Source organism: Sphingobium sp. YR768, from assembly GCF_900111125.1.
Classification (GTDB): Bacteria; Pseudomonadota; Alphaproteobacteria; order Sphingomonadales; family Sphingomonadaceae; genus Sphingobium.
Genome location: NZ_FOGE01000016.1, coordinates 82,523 through 105,271, shown reverse-complemented (window position 1 = coordinate 105,271; position 22,749 = coordinate 82,523). Strand labels below are relative to the sequence as shown.

23 protein-coding genes are annotated in these 22,749 nt (G+C 61.9%); 12 read left to right on the top strand and 11 right to left on the bottom strand.

Going from position 1 to position 22,749, the window contains the following annotated elements; all coding sequences use genetic code 11:
- Position 1: 1 nt before the first annotated feature.
- The 3 genes from BMX92_RS17480 to BMX92_RS17470 all read right to left on the bottom strand — a co-directional run bounded on the left by BMX92_RS17480 (position 2) and on the right by BMX92_RS17470 (position 3,061).
- Positions 2–985: a thiamine pyrophosphate-dependent dehydrogenase E1 component subunit alpha gene (locus tag BMX92_RS17480; protein WP_093018835.1), complete on the bottom strand. Its 984-nt coding sequence runs from the start codon at positions 983–985 to the stop codon at positions 2–4.
- A 19-nt stretch (positions 986–1,004) separates the two neighbouring features.
- Positions 1,005–2,171 (bottom strand): acyl-CoA dehydrogenase family protein, encoded by a 1,167-nt coding sequence (locus tag BMX92_RS17475; RefSeq protein WP_093018833.1) that lies wholly within the window; start codon positions 2,169–2,171, stop codon positions 1,005–1,007.
- A gap of 110 nt (positions 2,172–2,281) precedes the next feature.
- Positions 2,282–3,061: an SDR family NAD(P)-dependent oxidoreductase gene (locus BMX92_RS17470; protein ID WP_093018831.1), complete on the bottom strand. Its 780-nt coding sequence runs from the start codon at positions 3,059–3,061 to the stop codon at positions 2,282–2,284.
- 108 nt (positions 3,062–3,169) lie between these two features.
- Between BMX92_RS17470 and BMX92_RS17465 the strand changes: the two genes are divergently transcribed.
- The 5 genes from BMX92_RS17465 to BMX92_RS17445 all read left to right on the top strand — a co-directional run bounded on the left by BMX92_RS17465 (position 3,170) and on the right by BMX92_RS17445 (position 7,564).
- On the top strand, positions 3,170–3,697 hold the full coding sequence (locus BMX92_RS17465; protein WP_093018829.1) for a VOC family protein: 528 nt from the start codon (positions 3,170–3,172) through the stop codon (positions 3,695–3,697).
- Positions 3,698–3,769: 72 nt separating this feature from the next.
- Positions 3,770–5,170 (top strand): phosphotransferase family protein, encoded by a 1,401-nt coding sequence (locus BMX92_RS17460; protein ID WP_143066818.1) that lies wholly within the window; start codon positions 3,770–3,772, stop codon positions 5,168–5,170.
- On the top strand, positions 5,167–6,303 hold the full coding sequence (locus tag BMX92_RS17455; protein ID WP_093018825.1) for an epoxide hydrolase family protein: 1,137 nt from the start codon (positions 5,167–5,169) through the stop codon (positions 6,301–6,303). The genes BMX92_RS17460 and BMX92_RS17455 overlap by 4 nt, the downstream gene beginning before the upstream one ends.
- A 142-nt stretch (positions 6,304–6,445) precedes the next feature.
- The gene (locus BMX92_RS17450; RefSeq protein WP_093018823.1) at positions 6,446–6,991 is read left to right on the top strand and encodes a MarR family winged helix-turn-helix transcriptional regulator; all 546 of its coding nucleotides are present in this window, start codon (positions 6,446–6,448) and stop codon (positions 6,989–6,991) included.
- 270 nt (positions 6,992–7,261) lie between these two features.
- A complete protein-coding gene (locus BMX92_RS17445) occupies positions 7,262–7,564 on the top strand; it encodes a YciI family protein (RefSeq protein WP_093018821.1) in 303 nt (100 codons plus the stop codon).
- Positions 7,565–7,583: 19 nt separating this feature from the next.
- Here the strand turns inward: BMX92_RS17445 and BMX92_RS17440 are convergent, their stop codons facing one another.
- On the bottom strand, positions 7,584–8,612 hold the full coding sequence (locus BMX92_RS17440) for an NADP-dependent oxidoreductase (RefSeq protein WP_177185118.1): 1,029 nt from the start codon (positions 8,610–8,612) through the stop codon (positions 7,584–7,586).
- Between the two features lie 29 nt (positions 8,613–8,641).
- Complete coding sequence (locus BMX92_RS17435) at positions 8,642–10,045, bottom strand: aromatic ring-hydroxylating oxygenase subunit alpha (RefSeq protein ID WP_093018817.1); 1,404 nt, start codon at positions 10,043–10,045, stop codon at positions 8,642–8,644.
- A 191-nt stretch (positions 10,046–10,236) separates the two neighbouring features.
- Between BMX92_RS17435 and BMX92_RS17430 the strand changes: the two genes are divergently transcribed.
- The 3 genes from BMX92_RS17430 to BMX92_RS17420 are packed head-to-tail and all read left to right on the top strand — an operon-like array spanning position 10,237 to position 12,540.
- On the top strand, positions 10,237–11,100 hold the full coding sequence (locus BMX92_RS17430; protein ID WP_218145800.1) for a MaoC family dehydratase: 864 nt from the start codon (positions 10,237–10,239) through the stop codon (positions 11,098–11,100).
- Positions 11,101–11,116: 16 nt separating this feature from the next.
- The gene (locus BMX92_RS17425) at positions 11,117–11,767 is read left to right on the top strand and encodes a hypothetical protein (RefSeq protein ID WP_143066817.1); all 651 of its coding nucleotides are present in this window, start codon (positions 11,117–11,119) and stop codon (positions 11,765–11,767) included.
- Positions 11,764–12,540, top strand: coding sequence for a tyrosine-protein phosphatase (locus tag BMX92_RS17420; RefSeq protein WP_093018813.1), 777 nt, complete (start codon positions 11,764–11,766; stop codon positions 12,538–12,540). The genes BMX92_RS17425 and BMX92_RS17420 overlap by 4 nt, the downstream gene beginning before the upstream one ends.
- A gap of 25 nt (positions 12,541–12,565) precedes the next feature.
- Here BMX92_RS17420 and BMX92_RS17415 read toward each other — a convergent pair whose 3' ends face one another.
- The 3 genes from BMX92_RS17415 to BMX92_RS17405 form a co-directional block, all read right to left on the bottom strand.
- Complete coding sequence (locus BMX92_RS17415; protein ID WP_093018811.1) at positions 12,566–14,179, bottom strand: class I adenylate-forming enzyme family protein; 1,614 nt, start codon at positions 14,177–14,179, stop codon at positions 12,566–12,568.
- Positions 14,166–15,098, bottom strand: a complete 933-nt coding sequence (locus BMX92_RS17410; protein ID WP_093018809.1) for a BKACE family enzyme — start codon at positions 15,096–15,098, stop codon at positions 14,166–14,168. Before BMX92_RS17410 ends, BMX92_RS17415 begins: the two co-directional genes overlap by 14 nt.
- Positions 15,099–15,159: 61 nt before the next feature.
- On the bottom strand, positions 15,160–15,390 hold the full coding sequence (locus BMX92_RS17405; protein WP_093018807.1) for a biotin/lipoyl-containing protein: 231 nt from the start codon (positions 15,388–15,390) through the stop codon (positions 15,160–15,162).
- A 281-nt stretch (positions 15,391–15,671) separates the two neighbouring features.
- Between BMX92_RS17405 and BMX92_RS17400 the strand changes: the two genes are divergently transcribed.
- Together BMX92_RS17400 and BMX92_RS17395 are read left to right on the top strand one after the other, a co-directional pair.
- Entirely contained in the window at positions 15,672–16,679 is a 1,008-nt protein-coding gene (locus BMX92_RS17400; RefSeq protein WP_093018805.1) for a hypothetical protein, read from the top strand.
- 53 nt (positions 16,680–16,732) lie between these two features.
- Complete coding sequence (locus BMX92_RS17395; RefSeq protein WP_177185117.1) at positions 16,733–17,575, top strand: oxidoreductase; 843 nt, start codon at positions 16,733–16,735, stop codon at positions 17,573–17,575.
- A 6-nt stretch (positions 17,576–17,581) separates the two neighbouring features.
- Here the strand turns inward: BMX92_RS17395 and BMX92_RS17390 are convergent, their stop codons facing one another.
- Positions 17,582–18,808, bottom strand: a complete 1,227-nt coding sequence (locus tag BMX92_RS17390) for an MFS transporter (RefSeq protein WP_093018803.1) — start codon at positions 18,806–18,808, stop codon at positions 17,582–17,584.
- 57 nt (positions 18,809–18,865) lie between these two features.
- Positions 18,866–20,170, bottom strand: a complete 1,305-nt coding sequence (locus BMX92_RS17385) for an MFS transporter (RefSeq protein ID WP_177185116.1) — start codon at positions 20,168–20,170, stop codon at positions 18,866–18,868.
- 156 nt (positions 20,171–20,326) lie between these two features.
- On the opposite strand from BMX92_RS17385, the gene BMX92_RS17380 reads away from it, so the two are divergent.
- Both BMX92_RS17380 and BMX92_RS17375 read left to right on the top strand, forming a co-directional pair.
- A complete protein-coding gene (locus tag BMX92_RS17380; RefSeq protein ID WP_177185115.1) occupies positions 20,327–21,613 on the top strand; it encodes a hypothetical protein in 1,287 nt (428 codons plus the stop codon).
- Between the two features lie 17 nt (positions 21,614–21,630).
- Positions 21,631–22,389 (top strand): SDR family NAD(P)-dependent oxidoreductase, encoded by a 759-nt coding sequence (locus BMX92_RS17375; protein ID WP_093018797.1) that lies wholly within the window; start codon positions 21,631–21,633, stop codon positions 22,387–22,389.
- 10 nt (positions 22,390–22,399) lie between these two features.
- Here BMX92_RS17375 and BMX92_RS17370 read toward each other — a convergent pair whose 3' ends face one another.
- Positions 22,400–22,693, bottom strand: a complete 294-nt coding sequence (locus BMX92_RS17370) for a Rieske (2Fe-2S) protein (RefSeq protein ID WP_177185114.1) — start codon at positions 22,691–22,693, stop codon at positions 22,400–22,402.
- Between the last annotated feature and the right edge of the window lie 56 nt (positions 22,694–22,749).

Here is a 22,749-nt window from a genome sequence, read left to right as displayed (position 1 = left end):
CTCACGCAATTTCTTCGGCGAACACGTCGCGCTTCAGTTCGGCGACATCCGGGAATGGCGCGTCATAGGCAGCAGCCAGCGCGACATCGATGCGGGCGTCGATATCCGCTTCGATAGCGGCCAGTTCGTCCTCGTTCGCAATCCCGTCTGCGATCAGGCGCGCGCGCAGGATCGGCATCGGATCATCCTTCTGCGCCTGGGCATAAAGGCCCTTGTCCATATAATGGCCGGCTTCACCCAGCAGATGGCCGTTGAAGCGGAAGGTCATCGCCTCGATCAGGGTCGGGCCTTCGCCGGCGCGGGCGCGGTCGATCGCGACCTTGGCCGCGCCATACATTTCATCGGGATCATTGCCGTTCACCGTAACGCCCGGCATGCCATAGCCCGCCGCCCGATCCGAAATCTTGTCGATCGCGCGGGAATAGGCGACGCTGGTATGTTCGGCGTAGAGATTATTCTGGCACACGAAGATGACCGGCAGCTTCCACACCGCCGCCATGTTGAGCGATTCATGGAAAGCGCCGATATTGGCCGCGCCATCGCCGAAATTGGCGATGGACACGCGATTCTTGCCATCCAGCTTCGCCGCCCAGCCAAGGCCGGTGGCGATCGGCATGGACGATCCGACGATGCCGGTCGTTACCATCATCCCCTTGTCCGGGCAGGTCAGGTGCATCGGGCCGCCCTTGCCCTTGCAGGTGCCGGTGACCCGCCCGGCCAGTTCGGCCCATAGCTCGTCCAGCGGGAAACCCTTGGCCAGCATATCGTGGATGCCGCGATAGATGGTGCAGATATAATCATCGTCGGTCAGGCTGACGGAAATGGCCGACGGGATGATTTCCTGCCCGCGCGGGCTGTAATAGGGCATGACCAGCTTGCCGGCCATCATCTGCTTGATGATGCGCTCGTCGTTAAGCTTGATCAGCGCCGCCTTCTTGTAAATTTCCAGCAAGGTTGCCGGATCGGGCTTGGGATAGTTGGACATAACCTCTCCTGATTATGGCTCAGTAGGATTTGGGCAGGTCGAGCACTTTTTCGGCGATGAAGCTCAGGATCATCTGCTCCGTGATGGGCGCGATGCGCAACAGGATCGATTCCCGGAACAGGCGTTCGACCTGATATTCGGTGGAATAGCCCATGCCGCCATGGGTCATGACTGCGCGGGTGCAGGCGTCGAACGCGGCCCGTCCGCCCAGAAACTTGCCGGCATTGGCTTCCGCGCCGCAGGGCTTGCCCTGATCATAGAGATTGGCCGCGCGCATGATCATCCAATAAGCGGATTCAAGATAGGTCCAGTTTTCCGCCAAAGGATGTTGAATGCCCTGATTTTCGCCGATCAGCTTGCCGAACACCTTGCGTTCGGCCGCATAGCGGGACGCGCGCGCCAGTGCGCCGCGACCAAGGCCCACTGCTTCGATGCCGACCAGTATGCGCTCGGGGTTCAGGCTGTGCAGGATATAATGGAAACCCTTGCCTTCCTCGCCGATGCGGTCCTCATCCGGGATGAAATAATCGTCTATGAAGGTGGCGTTGGAATCGACGGCGTTGCGGCCCATTTTGGGAATACGGCGCACCTCGATCTGGCTCTTGTCCAGATCGGTGTAGAACAAAGTCATGCCGTCGGTGGGCTTCTTGCACTGATCCTTGGGCGTGGTGCGGGTTAGCAGCAAGATCTTGTTCGCGACCTGACCCGACGATGTCCAGATCTTGCGGCCGGTGACGCGATAGCCGCCCGGCACCTTGGTCGCGAAGGTCGTGATGCTGGTGGTGTCGAGGCCCGCGTCCGGCTCGGTTACGCCGAAGCAAGCGCGATCCGAGCCGTCGATCAGCGGCTTGAGCATTCGCTCCTTCTGTTCGGGCGTGCCGTTTACCACCACCGCATGGGGGCCGAAGATATTGAGGTGCAGCGTACTGGCGGCGGAATAGCCGCCCGCGCTGCACGCCACTTCATGCATCATGATCGCCGCTTCGGTGACGCCCAGATTGGCGCCGCCAAATTCCTCCGGCATGGTGATGCCCAGCCAGCCAGCATCGGCCATGGCGCGGTGAAATTCGAACGGGAAGATCTTTTCCTGATCGCAGCGCGACCAATATTCGTCATCGAACTGGTCGCACACCTTCCGCACATTCTCACGGATGGTTTCATGATCTTCCGAAAGGCAAATATCCACTCGATCTCTCCTGCGAGGTCCGGTTCAGTCGGCCGGCTCTCAATTCGTATGCATTATTACTATATGCATCATTTCCAGAGTCAAGGGCGAGCAAAGGCGTGACGTGCAATTCAGTGCGGTGTCAGCCCGCCATCGACGAAGAGTTCCGCGCCAGTGACATAGGAGGCCGCATCCGATGCCAGGAAGGCGACGACCGCGCCAACTTCCCGCGCTTCGCCCATGCGACCCATGGGGATGGCGGCGCGCAGGGCCTGCACTTCCGGCAAATCGGCCTTGGCGTCGCTGCCCAGCAGCATGTCGGTCGCATGCGGGCCGGGATGCACAGAATTAACCCGGATGTTCGCGCCACTCTGCGCCAAATGAATGGCGGCCGATTTGGTCATGTTCGCCACCGCCGCCTTGGTCGCGGCATAGGATGTGGTGATGGCGCTCACCCTGCGGGTGGAGTTAGAGGATATGTTGACGATCGCTCCGCCGCCGCTGGCCTTCATTGTCGGGATCGCTGCCTGCATGCCGCGAAAGGCGCCGAGCAGGTTGATGTCGAGGATCGTCTGGAAATCCGCGACTGTAAGATCTTCCACGGTGGCCGCCGTCGCAATGCCAGCATTGTTGACGAGAATATGCAGCCCGCCAAAGGCCTGAACCGTGGCGTCGACCGCTGCTGCCCATGCGGTTTCGTCGCGTACATCGAGTTGGACGAACTGCGCGGCGTGGCCGGCAGCGCGCAACTCCGCAGCGGTTTCCTCGCCGCGATCGACCAGCAGGTCGCCTATCATCACTTGACCGCCCGCCTCGCAGATCGCCCAGGCGCTCGCCGCGCCAAGGCCGCGCGCTGCGCCGGAAATGAGGGCAGCCTTCCCCGTCAGACTGGGGCTGTTGGTGCGTTGCATATCCTCTCCTTGATCCGGCGTTCGCTCGATTTTCTTTGCCGAAATGAAATGCTAGCATATGGTATGAATGATAACCAGTGGTGATGACCGCATTTCAGGAGAGAGACTATGGCGCGCAAACCCGTGGGCCGGCTGAACCAGATCGCCTATATGGTGCCCGATCTTGACGCCGCGATCGACTGGTGGACGCAGGTGATGGGCGTCGGCCCCTTCTTCGTTTTCCCCGGCTTTGACATGGTCCGGTCCGACTATCGCGGTACGGATCAAAAAGTGGAGTTCGGTGCGGCGGTCAGCTTTTCCGGCGATCTGATGGTCGAACTGATCGAACCGCGCGGCCCCTCCATCTTTCAGGAATTTCTCGATGCCGGTCGGCTGGGCGTCCATCATCTGTGCGCTTTTGCCGATGATATGGCGGCGACGCAGGCATGGGTCGAGAGTGTTGGCGGGAAGCGCTTGCAGGGGGCGGCCTTCGGCGACGGGTCGCAAATCGCCTATTTCGCGATGACGGAAGATGAAACGATCATCCTGGAGGTCGGCGTGCTGCAACCGGAGGTGATCGGCCTGTTCGATGCGATCCGGGCGGCAGCGGTGAACTGGGATGGGGAAAGCCGTTTGTTCGATCCCACAGCCACATAAGAGGGGTGACAGGCAATATAATATGCATTAGTATGATATGCATATAATCATATATCGGAGAGGCGCGCTGACGTGAGCAATGCACAATATCTCTGGAGCGCGGCCATGGGCTTGCGGACTCAGGTCCGGCCCAAGGTGGAGGACAGCGCCGCGTTGGGTGCGCTCGACAATGGCATTCGCATCCTGACAGCCGTCGCCAACGCACTGGAGCCGGCGGCGGGGCAAATTCCGGCGCATTTCTCCGCCTTTCCGACGGCGGATACCGATCGGCAGGGCGGCCCGGCGGAAAATGCCGCCGCCTATCGCGATACGGGCGCGGCGATAGCGGACGCAGCGGGAAGGCTGTCGACCGGTGCCTCCCTGTCGGGCCTTGGCAATGCGATCCGCTGGGAGAAAACGCTGCTCGACAGCGCGATTGCGCGGATGGATGCCGTCGAACGGGCGCTGCCTCCTGCGGTCGAGGCGGATGATCAGGCGATCGATCCGGCGCGCTTGCAAGCCTATCTTCGGCGGCAACCGGGTTGTGAGGAAGCGGTGCTTTCCGCCTTCCGCCTGATCGTGGGCGGCCGATCGCGTCAAACAGCGATCTTCTCGGTTTCAAGCGCCGACGCCTTGCCTGCCCATATGGTTATTCAGCGTGGCATTCCCGGACAGGCGGGTAGTGCCGCTTTCCTGAGCGAGATCGCGCAATATCGGCTGCTGACGCAACTGTATGCCGCTGGCATGCGCGTTCCCCGCCCGGTGCTGGTGGAGGAAGATGCGGCGTGGCTGGACGCGCCCTTCCTGCTGGTCGAGCGGGTCGATGGCGCGCCGGTGCAGCCCGATTACTGGCTGCCAGCGGAGAGCGAAAAGATCGTTCTCGGGCTCGCACGGGAAATGGCACTGCTGCACAGCCAGCCGGTGGAAAGTGTGGGCGACGGACTTCGGCAGGCACGGGATCGCTATGATATTGATGGCTGGCGCGCCGAACTGGAGCAACTGGCGGCGCAGTGGGAGGGGGCGGCCCATTGGCCGTCCGTCACCATGTCGGCGGTCATCGCCTGGCTGCGCGAGAATGTCGACTGTCTCGATGATCGACGCGCCATCGTTCACAACGACATGGTGTTCCACAATATATTGGCGGACGGAGATCAGATCACGGCGGTACTGGACTGGGAGCAGGCGGCGATCGGCCATCCCGGCGAGGATCTGGGTTATTGCTATCCCGTGGTTATCGCCGTCACCGACTGGAGTCGGTTCATGGACGCCTATCGTGCGGCCGGCGGGGCGGATATTCCGCAGCGCCAGATCGACTATTTCGCCCTGCGCGCGGGGCTTCGCCTGATGCATCTGGTCATGCATGGCGGCCGCGACTCCTTCGAAAAGGGGCTGAGCGACGATATATTGGTCGCCAGCGCCGGGGCGCATTTCACCCAGAGGCTGTTGCACCGTATCGCCGTGATCCTCGCTTCGGTGCTGGAGCGTGACGCATGAGCGAGGCCATTCACCCCTTCACTCTGGCGATCGACGAGGATGTGCTGGATGACCTGCGCGATCGCATCGACCGGACGCGCTGGCCGGAACGCGAAACTGTCGCCGACTGGAGTCAGGGCGTGCCGACCGATCGGCTGCGCGCGCTGGTCGACCATTGGCGCCATGGCTATGACTGGCGCCGGTGCGAGGCGATGCTGAATGGCTTTGGCCAGTATAAGACGCGGATCGACGGCCTCGACATCCATTTTCTGCATATCCGTTCGCCCAATCCCGATGCGATGCCCCTGCTGCTGACCCATGGCTGGCCAGGATCCGTGATTGAATTTCACAAGGTGATCGGACCGTTGAGCGACCCGGCGGCGCATGGCGGTGATCCGGCCGATGCGTTCCACCTGATCGTCCCGTCGCTGCCGGGCTATGGTTTTTCCGATAAGCCGGCGGAATCGGGATGGGGGGTGGAGCGGATCGCACGCGCCTGGGCTGAATTGATGCGGCGGCTGGGCTATAATCACTATGTCGCGCAGGGCGGCGACTGGGGATCGGCAGTGACAGTGTCGCTGGGGGTTCAGGCGCCGCCGGGCCTTGCCGGCGTACATTTCAACATGCTGTCGATCCGGCCGGAGCATGTGTCAGAGCATCCTGATGCGCAGGAACAGGCGGCGATCGATGCGCTCGATTATTTCGGCAATGTCGAGTCCGCTTATGCCCGGCTTCAGGCGACGCGCCCGCAGACGATCGGCTATGCGCTGGCAGATTCCCCGGTGGCGCAGGCGGCCTGGATTTACGAGAAGCTGCGCGGGTGGAGCGATTGCAACGGCGAGCCGGAGACGATCTTCACCCAGGACGAGATGCTCGACAATATCATGCTCTACTGGCTGCCCGCTAATGGCGCGTCATCGGCCCGCCTCTATTGGGAAAGCATGGGCAGTTTCCGGCCGACGAAGATCGACCTGCCGCTGGGTTACAGCCAGTTCCCGCGCGAGATCATGGCGCCGCCGCGCCATTGGGCGGAACAGGTTTTCAGCAATATCATCCACTGGAATACATTGGATCGGGGCGGTCATTTCGCCGCTTTCGAACAGCCGGATCTGTTCATAGGGGAGGTGCGGGATTGCTTCCGCACCTTGCGGTAACGGCGTGCTTATATCTGCTCAAATTCTTATCATATGGGCCATTATGATAAGCATGCGTGAATATTATGCGTGCATGGCGCGCTGGCTTGCGTCATGATGGCCGTGGCGCTGCGCTCATGCGCGTCCAGATGAAGTTGCAAAGATGAAACATGGGGATCAGGCCGCCCTGGCGGTGGCGCAATCGGAACAACAGGCGGGGGCACAGCCCTTCACCTTCGGCTATCTGGTGCATGACGTGTCGCGCGTGCGGCGTGTGGTCATGGACATGGCCATGCGCCCCTATGACATCACCCGATCACAATGGTCGGTGCTGACGACGCTGGCGCGCGGCGGCAATGACGGCATGATGCAGGTCGACCTGGCCCGACTGATGGAAGTGGGCAAGGTGACGGTAGGCGGTCTGATCGACCGGCTGGAAGCGTCCGGCCATGTCGAACGGCGCCCCGATGCGACCGATCGACGGGTGAAGCGGGTCTTCATCACCGAAAAGGGCCATGGCGTCGTGAAACTGATGGTGGAGATCGCATCGACCATGAATCAGCGCATCCTGGCTGGACTGTCCCCTGAAGAAGTGGCGATGTGCGAGCAGGTGCTGGGCCGCGTGAAGAAGAATTTGAAGACCATATTGGCCGAAAATGGCGGTGTGAACGGATCGGGTGACATCCTTGCCGAGGGGCTGGACGACTAGACGACGTGGACACATTCCCATCGCTGTAATTGGCGATAATGTGAGAAAAGAACCACAAAATGCGTGTGGAATTGTCACCTTATGTCGCTTTTGCAGGTCCGCTGGAAGTGATGGGCAGCGCGTCTGCTAACAATCGAAAGAGCCGATCGCAGGTTAGGTGCGGTCGGCCCTGTAGGACAGAAAATTACCATAGCAGGCAGGCATTGAGAGGCAGCGCGTGACGCGCGAATATGTCCAGATGGCCTGACGCGCATAAGAAGGGATGCCCGAATGTTTTTCATTGTCCTTGCCCCTGACAAGCCGGGCATGCTGGAACAGCGGCTGGCGCACCGGCCGGCGCATGTCGATTATTGGGTCAGGCAGGGCGATGCGCTGAAGGTCGCTGGCGCGATGCTGGAATCCGATGCGTCGGACGCTGCGCCGATCGGCAGTTCCTTCCTGATCGAGGCCGAGGATGAAGCGGCAGTACGTGCGTTGATCGCCGCCGATCCCTTCACGATCGAGGGGATTTTCGGCGACGATGTGACGGTGCAACCGGTGCGGCCGGCGCTGGGCGTGTGGCGGCCCGCCTGATCGAGGCGGGCTTTTCGCCTCAATCCTCGCCTATATAGACCAGCATCTTGCCGGCATTGGTGCCGGCGAACAGCGCCTCCAGCGTCGGCAGGATGCGCTCCAGACCGTTCTCGACGCTTTCGTCATGCTTCAACTGGCCAGCCAGCAGCATGTCGGTCAGACGCTCGATCGCGGCGGGGAAGCGATCCACATGGTCGAATATGACGAAGCCTGTCCAGGTCAGCGCCCGCATCAATATTTCGCGTTCGTTGCGCAGGCCCGTGGGCGCAGGGTTCCAACTGGAGGTCGCCGCGGTGCCGCACTGGACGATCCGGCCGAAGCGGGTCATGGCGCGGATCGTGCTGTCCAATATCGCGCCGCCCGTATTGTCGAAATAGGTGTCGAAACCCTGCGGGCGCGCGGCGGCCAGCGTTTCGGACAGGTCGCCGACCTTGTAATTATAGGCGGCGTGATAGCCATAATCAGCGATGCAGCGCGCGATCTTGTCCTCACTGCCTGTCAGGCCCACGACATGAGCGCCAGCTTGTCGTGCGATCTGACCGACGACGCTGCCGACGGTGCCGGCGGCGGTCGACACGAGGACAGACTGGCCTTCGCGGGGCGGCGCAATGTCGTGCAAGGCCAACCAAGCCGTCACCCCGGGCATGCCCAGCACCCCGGCATAGGCGGGCAATGGCGCGCGCGGGTCCGCAATATGCGACAGCAGGTCGGCACGGGTGGCGGTGGCATAATCCTGCCATCCGAAAAATCCGTAGACGATGTCCCCTGTCCGGATGCCGGGATCGCGGCTGTCGATCACGACACCGATGGCCAGCGACCGCATGGGCGCGTCGATCGGCGTCAGCGCCGGATTGGCGGCCCAGCCGCGCTGGACCGGGTCAGCCGACAGATAGAGATTGCGGACGAGGAAGCTGCCCGCCTCTGGCGAAGCGATCGGCGCTTCGCGTAGCGCGAAGTCGGCGGGACGGGGCGTGCCCTGTGGCCGCTGCGCCAGCACCATCTGACGGTTGGTCTGGGGCGTCGTGAAATTGGGCATGGCGGTCCGCAAGGAAGACTCCTGTACTGGCATTGGGGTGACTAGCGCCGGCCCGGCGCATCGGCCGGATCGTCACTGAGATAACGGTCGAGCGTCTGGTGCAGATGCCGGATGCGCACTTCCTGATAGGCGGAATAGAGGATGTCGGCGTCGCCGCCGTCGCGCAGCCCCTGCTGGCACATGCGCAGGCCTGTCACATCCTGATCATAGATTTCACCCAGCCAGGGCGGCAATATGCCGGCGCCCGCGAAACTGTCCGCCTCGGCCAGATCGACCAGATCTACTTCGGGAATATAGCCATCCGCCAGTTTGGGTTTGAAGATCATGAATTCGAACGTCGCCCGGTTCGGATCGCCCCGTACCGGCAGGAAGCGGTAGACATAGGGATAGCCGAGCGAGCGGAAGAGGATGATATTGGGGAAGAGGGAATATTGGATGGCGTCGGCCGCCTCCGCGTCCGACAGGGTCGAATAATCCACGCCGTCCGCCGCGCTCATGGCCGCGCGCATGCCGGCGGCCATATAATGGCGCGCTTTCGTGCCGGCCTCCAGTTCGGGCACCTGCGCACCGACGAAGACGGCGGAGAGGGCGGCATCCAGTATCTGCTGTTCCGACAATTGAACGGGCAGCTGGTCGCTCATCACCCCGGTCGGTTCCAGAAAGCGGCTGACATGGGGATCGTCCGGCCAGACGTCATATTGGGTGCTGGCATCGCCGCCGAAGGGCAGGGCCTGTGCATGGATGCCGGCCAAATGGTAGGATTCGACGAACCCCTCGATGCAGGTCTTCCAGTTGGCGTCGATCGTCTTGCGCATGACCGTCGCCAGATAGCGGTCGCCATAGGACCAGTCGGCGAAATGAGAGGGCAGATGGCCCAGATAGTCCTTCAGCGGCGGGGCTGCGAGATCGCGGTTGATGAATATGAAGCCTTGCCAGCGTTCGACCCGCGCTTCGGGCAGGTTCATGGCGTCATCCTGCATGTCCGGGAAATCCCAGCGCGCGGGGACGTGCGCCAGTTTTCCGTCGAGATTCCATGTGAAGCCATGGAAGGGACAGGTGAGTTTGCGCACGCTGCTGTCTTCGGCGCACAGTCGCATGCCCCGGTGCAGGCAGCTATTATAGAAGGCCCTGATGTCGTCCGGGCCGCTACGCATGATGATCAGCGATGCGCCGGGGCTTTCGTAGAGCACATAGTCGCCGACCTCGGGAATCTGCTCCTCCCGGCAGGCGAATTGCCAGACGCGGGGCCATAGCCGTTCCATTTCGAGCGCGGCAAAATCGGCGCTGCGATACTGGTTGCGCGGTACACGCGCGACCGGAATGTCGACTTCGGAATATTCGCGCAAAACGGGGGGCGCCGCGACCGGATCGTCAGCGATCACCTGTTGGAACAGGGGGGCTGGACTGTCCCGATAGTCGGGCGCGAACTGGCTCTGCTGGCCCATTTCTCTCTCCTGACATGCCGATGGGGCGCTGCGCCTTCATGGGCGGTCTTATGTCACCGCAGGATAGATCGAAGCGTCGCCAAGTCAATATAGTATGCTAGAATATCATATGAAGGCTGGCTTTATCGAAAAATGATTGCTAGCGTATTATGTGATTGCAAACAATATGAAGCCAGATGGCGCTGTGGGAGATGATGGGGATGGACCTGGGCAAGATTGAAACCATGGCGATCGATCCGATCGTCCAGCCTTATGACAAGCGCGACACGATCATTTTCGCGCTTGGCCTGGGTTATGGCGCCGATCCACTCGATGAAGACGAGCTGCCGTTCGTCTATGAAAAGGATCTTCGCTGCCTGCCGGCCTATGCCAATATCCTGTGTCATCCCGGTTTCTGGGCGCAAGACCCGCAATTCGGCATCGAATGGGTCAAGATTTTGCACGCCGAACAGGATCTGGTCATTCACGGCCCGTTGCCGGCCGTTGGCGCGGTGCGCGGCGAATATCGCGTTGCCGGGGTTGAGGACAAGGGCGAGGGGCGCGGCGCGCTGCTCCATCAGGTCAAGCAACTTTATGATGACGCGGATGGGACGCATCTGGCAACCGTGCGCTCTACCCTGTTCCTGCGCGGCAATGGGGGCGAAGGCGGCTTTGGTGACGCGATGCCGGTGGCTGCACCGGTACCGGATCGCGCGCCCGACCGGGTCGTGGAGATCGCGACATTGCCCCGACAGGCCCTGATCTATCGATTGAGCGGTGACTGGAACCCGCTCCATGCCGATCCGGCGATCGCTCGCAAGGCTGGGTTCGATAAGCCGATCCTGCATGGGCTGTGCACCAAGGGGCTGGCCAATCGGGCGATCCTGTCCACCTATTGCGACAATGATGTTGCCCGCTTCAAATCCATGTTCGTGCGCTTCAGCAAGCCTGTGATGCCCGGCGAGACGATTCGCATCGAGTTTTTCGAGGAAGGCGAAGGGCAATTGCGCTTCCGCGCGATCGCTGTGGAACGCGACATCGTGGTGCTCGACCGTTGCTCTGCCACGGTGGCGTAAAGCAGGGATGCCGACGATGCGCTGTCTGATCCTTTATTATTCGATGACCGGGCAGGCGGAGAAGGCCGCCATGCAGGCGGCACGGGCGGCCGTCGAGGTCGGGTGGGATGCGACATTGTGCCGCATCGGCATGAGCGATCCGGCGGATGCACTGGCGCGCCCGATGAACATTGCCGCGTCGAAGAAATGGACGCAGGGCGCGCAGAAGGGGATGACGGTGCCGATTGCCTTCGACCCGCCCGATGCCGTCGATGTGCGCTATGATGCCGTCCTGTTGTTCAGCAATACCTGGGGCGATAACCCATCCGTGCCGATTCGATCCTTTCTGGAAAGCGATCGGGCGAAGGCGTTGTTCGCCGGGACGCCGGTCGGCGTCTATATCGTCTGCCGGCGGCTGTGGCAGAATAACCTGCGGATCGTGCGGGAACTGGTGGAGCAGGCTGGCGGTCATGTGCTGTCGGGGGAGGCGTTCATGCATCCGGGCGGACAATGGGGCAGCCTGATCCAGACCATCACCTATTTATATCGCACCGATACCGGCCGGACGCATTTTCTGGGGTTTCCCTTGCCGCGTTATGGCCTGTCGGATGAGGCTATGGCACGCATTCCCGGCTTCACCGGCGCATTGCTGGCAGCGGCCGTTACCAATCAGAAAGGCAAGGCATGACGGATCTGGAACTGGAGCGGGTCGTTCCGCTGACGGGCGGGCATAATTTCCGCGATCTGGGGGGGTATTCGACCAAAGACGGGCGCAGCGTCGCGCGCGGGCTGGTCTATCGTTCTGGCACGATGGCGGAATTGAGCGATGAAGATCATGCCATGCTCGACGCGATCGGGCTGAAGGTCATCTGCGATTTCCGATCTTCGCAGGAGCGCGACCGGCGGCCATCGCGACTGCCGGCCATGGCCAGCTACGAGATATGGGCGCGCGATCATCAGACCAGTGCGGGCGACGTCACCATAGCGCTGCAAAGGCCGGGGGCGACGGCCGATACTGCGCGTGCCTATATATTGGAGGCGTATCGCGATCTGGCCTATGAGCAGGCGCCCTCCTATCGCGAACTGTTCCTGCGGATCGCGCAGGGGCCGTTGCCGCTGGTCTTTCATTGTGCGGCGGGGAAGGACCGTACCGGTATAGCGGCCGCGCTTTTGCTCGACCTGCTGGGCGTGGCGCGGGAAGTGATTGCGCAGGATTATGCGTTGACCGATCGCTTCTTCGCGCGGGGTTGCGAACTGGTGGCGAAAGACCCGTTTGGCGCGAAGCTGAAGGGGATCGATCCGGCCGTTTGGGAACCGATCATGCGGGCTGACCCCAGCTATCTGGCGGCGATGTTCGAAACGGTGGAGCAGCGCCATGGATCGGCGCAGGGTTTCCTGCGCGAAGAACTGGGGCTGGGCGATGATATTCTGGAGGCCATTCGTGCCCGCTTGCTGGAGTGACCGGGCCGGTTGGCGCCTTCTGATTTTATGAGGCCTGCTCCATGAAATGCCTGCGGATCATGGCCCGCTGGACCTTGCCCGATGCGGTGCGGGGCAGCGGAACACCCGTCTCGATCCGGCGCGGTATCTTGTAGGCGGCCAGCGATTTGCGGGCGAAGGCGATGACTTCTTCGGCATCCACGTCATGGCCGGGCCGCAATTCCAGCGCGGCGGTGACGCCCTCGCCCCATTTGGGATGGGGAAGGCCGAATACGGCACAATCCAATATGGCGGGATGATCGCGCAGCACCGATTCCACTTCGGCAGGATAGACATTCTCGCCGCCCGATACGATCATGTCCTTGATCCGGTCGGTCAGGAACAGATAGCCATTATCGTCCAGCTTGCCGCCATCGCCCGATCGATACCAGCCGTCGATCAGCGCATCGGCCGTCGCTTCGGGCTTGTTCCAATATTCCATCAGCAGGCTGGGCCCCTTGACCCAGATCTCACCCGGCATGTTGGTCGGCAGTAATTGTGCGTCCGGCCCGCGAATGGCGATGCTGAAGCCCGGGAGCGGGCGTCCGACCGATCGCAGCAGATGGGGATTGCTGGCATCATGTTCGTCCGGCCCCAGGATCGCCATGGTGCCCGTCACTTCGGTCATGCCATAATATTGCAGGAAGCGGCAGCCGATCCGGTCGACCGATCGTTCCAGCAGGGCTGGGTCCATGGATGCTGCGCCATAATGGATGCCGCGCAATGTCGGGACGCGAACACCACGCGTGTCCATTTCGCCGATCAGCGCCCTGACAAGGGTCGGGACGATGAAGGTGCGGGTGATGCCGTGCGCCAGGCAGTTGTCCAGAATGACAGCGGGACTGGTATCGGCGATGACATGGGCGGTCGCCCCCCGCACCAGCGCGGTGCAGACCCAGGACATGCCGCCGATATGGAAGGATGGCAAAGGCGACAGCAGGATTTCGTCATCGCCCCAGTCGGCGAAGAAGCCGGAGATATTTTCGATATGCCGGGCGCTGCCGAAAGCATATTGCGACGTGACCACGCCCTTGGGCCGGCCGGTGGTGCCGCTGGTATAGAGTTGCAGGCACGGGGCATGCGGGTCGAGCGGGATGCGCTCTGCGGGTGATGCGGCATGGATGCGGGCGCGCAGGCCATCTGGGCCTTCCTGATCGACAACCAGCACGGGCAAGCCTTGGGAATTGGCTTCCCCGATCAGGTTCAGAAAGGCGCTGTCCGCGATGATGAGCGACACGGCCGAATCATCGATGACGTAGCGGGTTTCGGGTGCGGTATTGCGCCAGTTTACGGGCACCATCACCGCGCCCGCCCGGATCGCCGCGATCAGCAGGACGAAGAACAGGTCGCTATTCTTGCCCATATAGGCAAGCCGGCCGCCTCGCCCTATCCCATAGCCGGATAGCAAGGTCAAGGCGGCATTCACACCGCGATCAAGCTGCGCATAGGTCCATTGATGCGGGCCGAAGATCAGGGCCGGTTTGTCCGGCGTGATCGCCGCATAAATATTGGGATATTCCGACGGCAGGATCATGCCGCTATCGTCCAGCGTCGGCCCCTCGGCAAAGGCATAGCCTGCTGCAACACCGGCATGCGGGACGGCAATGTCAGAAAGCGACATTGTCTCCCCCCTTCGTCTGCATCATCTCCCGTGCTTCGGCAGGCGTCGCGACGCTGAGGCTCAGTTCCTCCAGAACCCGGCGAATCTTGGCCACCTGTACGGCATTGGATGTCGCCATCACCCCTTTGCCCGCATAGAGGCTGTCTTCCAGCCCGACGCGAACCGAACCGCCGAGCAGAGCCGAAAGGGTGACGAGGCGCATCTGATGCTTACCCGCCGCGAGCGCGGAGAAGATATAATCCTCGCCGAACAACCGGTCTGCGGTCGATTTCATGTGCATCACATTTTCCGGGTCCGGGCCGAGGCCGCCCAATATGCCGAACACACCCTGAATGAAGAAGGGCGGCTTCACCATCCCGCGATCGACGAAATGCGCCAGATTGTAGAGATGCCCGACATCATAGCATTCGAATTCGTAGCGGGTGCCCTGATCCGATAATTCGGTCATGGCCCGTTCGATCTGGGCGAAGGTGTTGGACAGGATGAAGTCCTGCGTCATGTCCAGATAGGGCTTTTCCCAGTCATGCTGCCAGTTGTCGATCTTTGCCCCGGCGCCGGAAATGTTGAAATTCACCGACCCCATATTCATCGAACAGACTTCGGGCTTGAATGTCTTGGTGGGTGCCAGCCGGTCGTCCAGGCTCATGCCCAGACCGCCGCCGGTGGTGATGTTCAGGATCGCATCGGTCGATTGTTTGATGCGGGGCAGGAATTGCGCGAACAGGGCCGGGTCCTGCGATGGCTGACCGGTTTCCGGATTGCGGGCGTGCAGATGAAGCATCGCGGCGCCGGCTTCTGCGGCGGCGATGGCATCTGCGGCGATCTGATCCGGCGTGATCGGCAGATGGGGGGACATGCTGGGCGTGTGGATCGAGCCCGTGACGGCGCAGGTGATGATGACCTTGTCGGTACGCTTCATGATCTTGTGCGGCGTCTGACACGCCTCTCCCTATGGTTTCTATGTTCGGGCCGTGGCGCGATCAGATGATTTCGCCCAGAACCGTCCCCACCTCATAGGTTTCGCCGGTCTGCTTCAGGATTTTGAGCGTACCGCTGACCGGAGCTTCAACCTCCTGAGTCGATTTGTCGCTTTCCAGCGCGAACAGCGGTTCGCCAGCCGTCACCGTGCCGCCATCGGCGACCAGCCATTCGGACAGAAGGCCTTCGTTCATCGAAAAACCAAGTTTAGGCAGAATGATTTCGGTAGCCATGAAAACCTCTCTCCAAGTTCGACATTTGCCGATTACCGTATGTATGCGACCCATGAAGTAATCTAGCGTACCGATTGCGTCCAGCGAAATTGCGTCATGACAGGCGCGACGATGCAAATTCGTATGCCGACGTACTATATTGACAGGCGGGCCGGTGTCAGCCACTAAATGCGGCACAAGATCCGATGGAAAGCTGGAGAGGAGCGGGCGGGACCCTGTGTTCGCGCGTCGAACCCCTGTGGCTGACATCGTTCGCCGCTGTTTCGACCAGGAGTTTCGCGATGCCGACGCCGCCGATCAACGATTATCCGTGGGATGGGGCCTTCCCCGACACACCCAACTGGAGCGAGAATTTCCTGCTGGCCGGGGATGACCCCAAGGCAGGCGTGGGTTTCTGGCTGCATCTTGGCCGCTGGCGCAAGGACCTGACCATGTTTCGGGAAACCACCATCGTCCGCTTGCCGGATGGCAGCGTCGTGGGCAATCGCGCGATCGGCAATGGCCGGGCCGTCAAGGACGGACCCGGCGGGCCGCATTATGCCATCCGCATCATCGAACCGGGCCGCAAGCTGACCTATAGCTATGCCGGCGGCGTCCGTAGGGTGCCGGCCCAGTCGATGCGGGACGGACTGGTCCTTGAAGGGCCGCGCACGCCGATGACCTATGAACTGACGTTCGAATCCGATGCCGACATCTGGGATCTGCATAAGGTTGGCGGGTTGCAGGACTTTCTGCCCGCCGGCCATATCGAGCAGATCGGGCGCGTGACCGGATGGTTGCAGGTTGGTGCGGATCGCTTTGATATCGATACGATCGCCAATCGGGACCATAGCCTGGGTCCGCGCGACAATAAGGATCTGCTCAATCACCAATGGCATCAGGGCTATTTTGAGAATGGCATCAGTTTCCTGCTGTTCGATGCGATGACGCGCAGCGACGGCAAGGTCGTGTTCTCCGAAGCCGTAGTCTATGAGGGCGACCGCCTCTATCCGGGCAAGCTGGAAATGGGCTGGCGTTGCGATGACGCTGCGCGCGACGAAGAGCCGATTTCGTTCAGCATCCTCTATGAAAAGGGGCGGCTGGATATCGAGACGGTCGGGTACAGCAGCAACAGCTATTCCTCGCTCACGTCGCCGAACGACCAATATGTGGGCGTGTACAAGTCCGACACGGACGAACCCACGCTTGCCCTGCTGGAACAGTCGGTGAAGTTGCGACTGAATGGGTCGGTGCCCGGTTATGGTTGCTATGAACGCACCGTCAACGGCCGGATCATGCCGGAAGAATGACCCGACGCCTGCCTGCGGAGCGGGTGTGACCCAATATGCTGGAGGAGGATGGGATGATGGAATGGGGCGAGAAGAACTGGTTCATCACCGGAGCCTCCTCCGGCTTTGGCAAGGCGATCGCCGAGGCCATATTGGCACGGGGCGGGCGGGTCATCGCCACCGCGCGCAATCCCGATACGCTGGACGATTTGAAGGTGATCGCGCCCGATCGCGTGCTGGCGGTTCAACTGGATATTCGTGATCCGGTCGGCATGGCGGGGGCGCTGGAGCAGGCGAAGGCGTTTGGCGGTATCGATGTGCTGGTCAACAATGCCGGCTACGGATTTCTGGGCGGTGTCGAGGAAAGTAGCGACGAAGAGATTGCGACCCAGATGGACGTCAATTTCTTTGGGCCGCTTCGCCTGATTCGCGCAGCCCTGCCCGATATGCGGGCGCGGGATTCTGGTTTTATTGTCAACATCTCGTCCATCGCGGGGATTCGATCCTTTGCCGGATCGGCCTTCTACTCGACGTCGAAATTCGCGCTGGAGGCCTTGTCCGAAGCGCTGGCCGGGGAGGTGGATCGCTTCGGCATCGGGGTGATGATCGTCGAACCCGGCTATTTTCGGACGGACTTTTCCGGGCGTTCGCTCATGCATGCATCGAACCCGCATCCCGACTATGATTTTCTCGCCCGGCGCAGGGCGGCTGCATCGGCGGCCAGCGGGACGCAGATCGGCGATCCGCGCAGGGGGGCGCGTGCCATCATCGATGCCATGAATGCGCAGACGCCGCCGACCAGACTGGTGCTGGGCAGCGATGCTTATGCGATCGTCAAGGACGCGCTGGATGCGCGCCATATGGAATTGGAAGACTGGCGGACGCTGAGCGAAAGCACGGACTTCGCCGAGGACTGATCCGTTTCATATTGGGCGTGGCCGGTAGAGCAGGAATAGCAACCCGATCAGGGCGAAGGTGCCGACATGCAGCAGTATCGTCGGTCCATAGCCGCCGAAGCGATCGAACATCGCGCCGGCCAGCGGTCCGGCCCCGAACATGAACGGGATTTGCAGCAGATAGCACAGGCCCATACCCAGACCGACATTGGACGATCCCAGCCAGCTGCCCATAAGCGATCCGAAAAGGGGCAGGATGGCGTTGCAGCACAGGCCGATAGCGAAGGTCAGACCGAGCAGGGATGCCAGATCGCTCCCTGCGACCAGCAAGCCTAGCCAGGCGGGTATTTGGATGAGGCCCAGCAAGGCAAAGGCGCGGCCGCCACCGATGCGATCCGCGATCCAGCCGAACAGGGGCGCGCCGACCACACCGGCAAGGCCGAAGGCGGACAGCAGCAAGGAGGCTGGCGCCAATGCAACGCCCCTGTCCATGGCGAGGGCGACGATATGGGTCACCATCACCAGTCCCGCCGCGCTGAGCAAGGATACCCCCAGCGTCAGGACCAGAAAGGGTGGCGAGCGTAGGATCTGTCCCGCCGCCATGGGCGTGGACTGACCCGTCTCGTTCTCCTGGTCGGGGCTGGCGCCGAGCGCATGCTGACCGATCCGACCCGGATGATCGACAACCAGCCAGATCAGGGGGAGCATGGCGATCAGGACGATACCTTGCCCCAGAAAGGTAGCCCGCAGGCCAAAGCTGGCGAGGATGGCGGCCGCCAGCAATGGCATCAGGCTATTGCCCAACGGCATATTGATAATGCCCAGCGCCTTGCCCCGGTCGCTATCGAACCAGTTGGCGATGATGGCGGTGCAGGGAACCGGACCGGACAGGGCGAAGCCGGGGCCGATCAGCAGCATGTAGATGGTAAGCAGCAAACCGATATGGCTGACCTGTGTCAGCAGGAAGAAACCGAGCGCATTGAGCATCATGCCTGTCAGCATCAGGGTGCGGATCGATACGCGGCGCATCAGTCCGCCCACGAGAGGCGACAGCAGGCCGAGCGCGAGCGTCAGCATGCTGAGGCCGGCAGCGGCAAGAGCGCGACTGGTGGCGAAGCTGGTCTGGATCGCGTCTACCAAGGCGCCATAGACGGCGAAGTTGACACCCAAGGAGCAGTTGAGAATGACGAAGATCAGGGCGACCATGCGCCAGCCCTGAAAGGATTGCCCGCTGCGGGCGCCGGTCGTTGCCATGCTGTGTCTCTCTCCGATAGGCGCGCCGGATATAGTCCGGTCTGGCCGATGAAATGGTCAGGCGATGGTTGCGCGGCGATAGGGGCGCCAGGCGCAGGCATAGAGTATCCAGGCGATCGGCCCGGCGATCAGCGCAATGGTCAGCATGGCCTGCCCCAGTCCCGCGGGTCCTGGAAAGCGCGTCTGCGCCAGCAAGGCGACGAGATAGGCACCGAGGCTGAGGCTGATGATATTGTTGCAGAACTGGACCATCGCCACGAGGCGACCGCGCAAGGCTGGCGGTGCGGTGAGCGGGACCGTGATGGAAGGCAGCGCGTTGATGGCGCTCAGCAGGCTGAAGCCCAGCCCCATGAGCAATGACGCGCCAAGCAGGCTATGTTGGAGGAGCGCAGCGATGAACAGCAGGAGGCCGATCGGTATGACGACCAGCGGAATGCGCATGAGGATGTCACGCCGACCGGAGCGGGCAAGGCGTTGGGACAGGGTCGGGAAGAGAATGGTCAGCACGACGCCGAGTGCCAGTGCGGTGGAGAAGAGATAACCGGCCTGTGCCGGCGCGATATTCTGACTGCGGATGAGGTGGGTCGGATACCAGGCGAGTGCGCCATAGAGCATCGTGCCCAATATGGCGTTGCCGATGAAGAAGCAGCCATAGAAGCGGATGGCATCCGATCGATTGAGGAAGATGCCGAAGCGGGTTTCTGTCGCTTCCGCTGACGTCGCGAGGTCTGTCGAGGCCTGTTCCATCGCCCCGCGCTTTGGTTCGGGGACGGTAAGGATCAGCAAAGGCGCGATCAGGAAGCCGGGCAGGGCGATTAGCACCAATGTCTGACGCCAGGCTGGGAGCGCGCCGATCAGCGGCAGCGTGGTCAGGGCGCCGCTGCGGGCCAGATCGAGCGCGGCGGCGCCGACGACATAGGCCAGCATCACGCCGGTCGTGCCCGCCGCGATGAAGATGGCGCTGGGCGCTGCCCGCCGGTCGCGCGGGAACAGGTCGCCGATCAGCGATATGGCGGCGGGCGCCAGCACCGATTCGCCCACGGCCAGCCCCATCCGCAAAGCGAACAGCATCGCGAAGGAAGATGCATAGCCGGCAAGCAGGGTCGACAGGCTCCACAGGACGATCCCGGCTGCCAGATATCTTGTGCGGTTGCCGCGATCGATCAGCCAGGCGACCGGCAGGCCGATCACCGAGAAAAGGATGGCGAAAGCCGGGCCGATCAGCAGGCCAACCTGAAGGTCACTGATGCCCAGATCCGCCTTCATCGGATCAACCAGCAGGGTCAGGATCAGACGGTCGACATAGGAGATGACGTACAGGGCGGCGAGCAGCAGGACGGCATACCATGGCCTGTTTTGCATATCTTGGTCCTCTCCTGGTCGCCTCATGCTTATCGAGTCAATAAGTTCGCCAGCGAATGATAAATAGCAATACGATAATTGACCTGTAAACATCCATCGCGGATAGTCGGCACAAAGAGGCAATGCCCGGCAGGACGGGCGGAATGAGGTGAGAGGATGGGATTTCCCAAACTGGTCGAGGGCGACCATGTCGGTACGGCCTTTCCGGCCAGCGTCGACGTGCTGCTGGAAGATGCACCGAGGCATCTGACCCGGCTGTTTCGCGCAACGGGCGCGATCGGGCAGGACAATGTGGTGACGGAGATCACCCATTGGCGTGAGTTTTTCGGTGGCGGCATGGGACGCAAGATGGAGATCGATGTGCGCTATGCGCATGCGGCACCGGATTTGCCGACTCGTCTGTTCGCCAAGTTCACGCGGGAATTTGGCGATCCGCTGCGCGAGCTTTTCTCCCCGGTGATGGACCCGGAAGTGCGCTTCGCCATGTTGTCGCGTCGCGCGGACTTTCCGGTGCGGGTGCCATGGTGCCTGTTCGGCGACTATAGCGTGGCGGACAAGACCGGCCTGCTGATCACCGAGCGTGTGCCCTATGGTGCGGAAGGGGTCGAGCCGGCGCTGGAAAAATGCCTAGACTATCGGATTGCCGATCCGCTGCCTTATTATGAGGCGCAGACGCGGGCGATTGCGGCGCTGGCGGCGTTCCATCGATCGGGGCAGTTTGGCGATGCGGTTGAGCGCCAGTTTCCTTTCCAGCCGGATAGCCCGGCGATGGTGAAGGTCATCCCCTTCGATCGGGACGGGCTGGCGGAAAAGCTGACCGCGTTGCGCGCCTTCGCGCGCGAGGCGCCCCAGCTATTGCCCCCGGAACTGACCGATCCCGATTTCCTCGATGCCTTTTGCGCCGATGCCGCCGTCGTGCTGGAAAAGGAGGAGGCGCTTTGGGCTTTCCTACACGGGCAAGCCGATCTGGTGGCGCTGGCCCATTGGAACATGAATCCCGACAATGCCTGGTTCTGGCGGGATCAGGCGGGTGTCCTGCAATCCGGGCAACTGGACTGGGGCGGCGTAGGGCAGGCCAATATCGCCCAATCCTATTTCGGCATGGTCTGTGCGGCGGAAACCGATTTTCTGGACCGGCATGACGCGCATTTGCGTGCGCTGCTGCTGGAACGGCTCGCGGCTTTGCGTGGCCCGACGATCGATGCAGAATTGTTCGACCGGTGCGTGCTGATCGCGACGGCATTGCTGGGCGTCGCGTGGATGTTGGACGCCCCGGCCCTGATCGCAGCGGAAATTGCGGATCATGCGTCGCTGGCCGACCGATATGATCCGCGCATCCGCGATGCCTTCATTCCGCGCGCGCAATTGCATCTGATGACGGTGTTTCTGTGGCTGTGGCGCCGTCATGACATGGGCGCGGCGATCCGGCGCTTTGCGGCGTAACAGGAAAGGAGGGCCATATGCGCGAATTTGAGGGCAAGTCCATATTCATCACGGGCGGGGCGAATGGCATCGGGTTTGCCACGGCCAAGCTCTTTGTCCAGCGCGGCGCGCGGGTTGCCATTGTCGATTTTGACAGGGATGCGGGTGAAAACGCGCTTGCTGAATTGCAGCAGTTGGGTGGCGAGGCGATCTTCCTGCCCGGCGATATCTCCGAAGCGGCCGATGTGCGGCGCGTGGTCGATGCGACGGTGGCGCAATTTGGCGGCCTGGACTGTGCGTTCAACAATGCTGGCATCTGCCACCCCGCCGATGCACTGTGGGACGATGCCGCCTTCGACCGGACCTTCGCCATCAATGTGCGCGGGATGATGCAATGCATCAAGGCGCAGTTACGGCATATGGTGCCGCAGGGGCGCGGGGCGATCGTCAATACGGCGTCGGTCGCGGGACTGGTCGCCTCGGTGGCGCCGTCGCAGCCAGCCTATACCGCCAGCAAACATGCCGTGATCGGGCTGACCAAGAGTGTCGCTCTGCGCCATGCGCGCGACGGGATTCGCGTCAATGCGGTGCTGCCGGGCGTCACCATGACCAATATGGTGCGCGAGGTGATGCAGCAGGGGCCGGAGGTGCGCGCCACGCTGGAAAATCTGGCGCCGATGGGCCGGATGGCGCGTCCGGAAGAAGTGGGAGAGGCCGTCTTGTGGCTTTGTTCCGACCGGGCGAGCTTCGTCACCGCGCATGCGCTGGCCGTCGATGGCGGCGCGCTGGCGCAGTGATGCGCCGCGATCAGCAGTCGACCTCTATCATGTCGCCGTCGATCCGGACCGGGTAGAGGGTCAGGCCGTTCGTCGTCAAGGGTGACAGCGATCGCCCGTCCTCCAGATTGAAGCGGGCACCATGATGCGGGCACATGATGAAATCGCCGCGCACCCGTCCGCCATCGAGCGACAATTTCTGATGGGGGCACATTTCCGCGATGGCGTGAATCCCCTTCTGGCTGCGGCACAGCAGCACGCGGCGGCCATCACATTCCACGATATGCGTGCCATTGGCAGGCAATTGCGCCAGCGGAATCCGCATCCCAACCTCTCCCTTCCTGTCTTGTCCCCGCATAATAGGACAGGGCCGATAATAAG

Coding starts and splice junctions, on each gene's coding strand:
- BMX92_RS17430 (WP_218145800.1), top strand. CDS start 10,237: ATGATGGGGATGGACCTGGGCAAGATTGAAACCATGGCGATCGATCCG.
- BMX92_RS17465 (WP_093018829.1), top strand. CDS start 3,170: ATGGCGCGCAAACCCGTGGGCCGGCTGAACCAGATCGCCTATATGGTG.
- BMX92_RS17425 (WP_143066817.1), top strand. CDS start 11,117: ATGCGCTGTCTGATCCTTTATTATTCGATGACCGGGCAGGCGGAGAAG.
- BMX92_RS17390 (WP_093018803.1), bottom strand. CDS start 18,808: ATGGCAACGACCGGCGCCCGCAGCGGGCAATCCTTTCAGGGCTGGCGC.
- BMX92_RS17410 (WP_093018809.1), bottom strand. CDS start 15,098: ATGAAGCGTACCGACAAGGTCATCATCACCTGCGCCGTCACGGGCTCG.
- BMX92_RS17420 (WP_093018813.1), top strand. CDS start 11,764: ATGACGGATCTGGAACTGGAGCGGGTCGTTCCGCTGACGGGCGGGCAT.
- BMX92_RS17450 (WP_093018823.1), top strand. CDS start 6,446: ATGAAACATGGGGATCAGGCCGCCCTGGCGGTGGCGCAATCGGAACAA.
- BMX92_RS17415 (WP_093018811.1), bottom strand. CDS start 14,179: ATGTCGCTTTCTGACATTGCCGTCCCGCATGCCGGTGTTGCAGCAGGC.
- BMX92_RS17455 (WP_093018825.1), top strand. CDS start 5,167: ATGAGCGAGGCCATTCACCCCTTCACTCTGGCGATCGACGAGGATGTG.
- BMX92_RS17445 (WP_093018821.1), top strand. CDS start 7,262: ATGTTTTTCATTGTCCTTGCCCCTGACAAGCCGGGCATGCTGGAACAG.
- BMX92_RS17385 (WP_177185116.1), bottom strand. CDS start 20,170: ATGCAAAACAGGCCATGGTATGCCGTCCTGCTGCTCGCCGCCCTGTAC.
- BMX92_RS17405 (WP_093018807.1), bottom strand. CDS start 15,390: ATGGCTACCGAAATCATTCTGCCTAAACTTGGTTTTTCGATGAACGAA.
- BMX92_RS17400 (WP_093018805.1), top strand. CDS start 15,672: ATGCCGACGCCGCCGATCAACGATTATCCGTGGGATGGGGCCTTCCCC.
- BMX92_RS17395 (WP_177185117.1), top strand. CDS start 16,733: ATGATGGAATGGGGCGAGAAGAACTGGTTCATCACCGGAGCCTCCTCC.
- BMX92_RS17470 (WP_093018831.1), bottom strand. CDS start 3,061: ATGCAACGCACCAACAGCCCCAGTCTGACGGGGAAGGCTGCCCTCATT.
- BMX92_RS17380 (WP_177185115.1), top strand. CDS start 20,327: ATGGGATTTCCCAAACTGGTCGAGGGCGACCATGTCGGTACGGCCTTT.
- BMX92_RS17370 (WP_177185114.1), bottom strand. CDS start 22,693: ATGCGGATTCCGCTGGCGCAATTGCCTGCCAATGGCACGCATATCGTG.
- BMX92_RS17375 (WP_093018797.1), top strand. CDS start 21,631: ATGCGCGAATTTGAGGGCAAGTCCATATTCATCACGGGCGGGGCGAAT.
- BMX92_RS17480 (WP_093018835.1), bottom strand. CDS start 985: ATGTCCAACTATCCCAAGCCCGATCCGGCAACCTTGCTGGAAATTTAC.
- BMX92_RS17435 (WP_093018817.1), bottom strand. CDS start 10,045: ATGGGCCAGCAGAGCCAGTTCGCGCCCGACTATCGGGACAGTCCAGCC.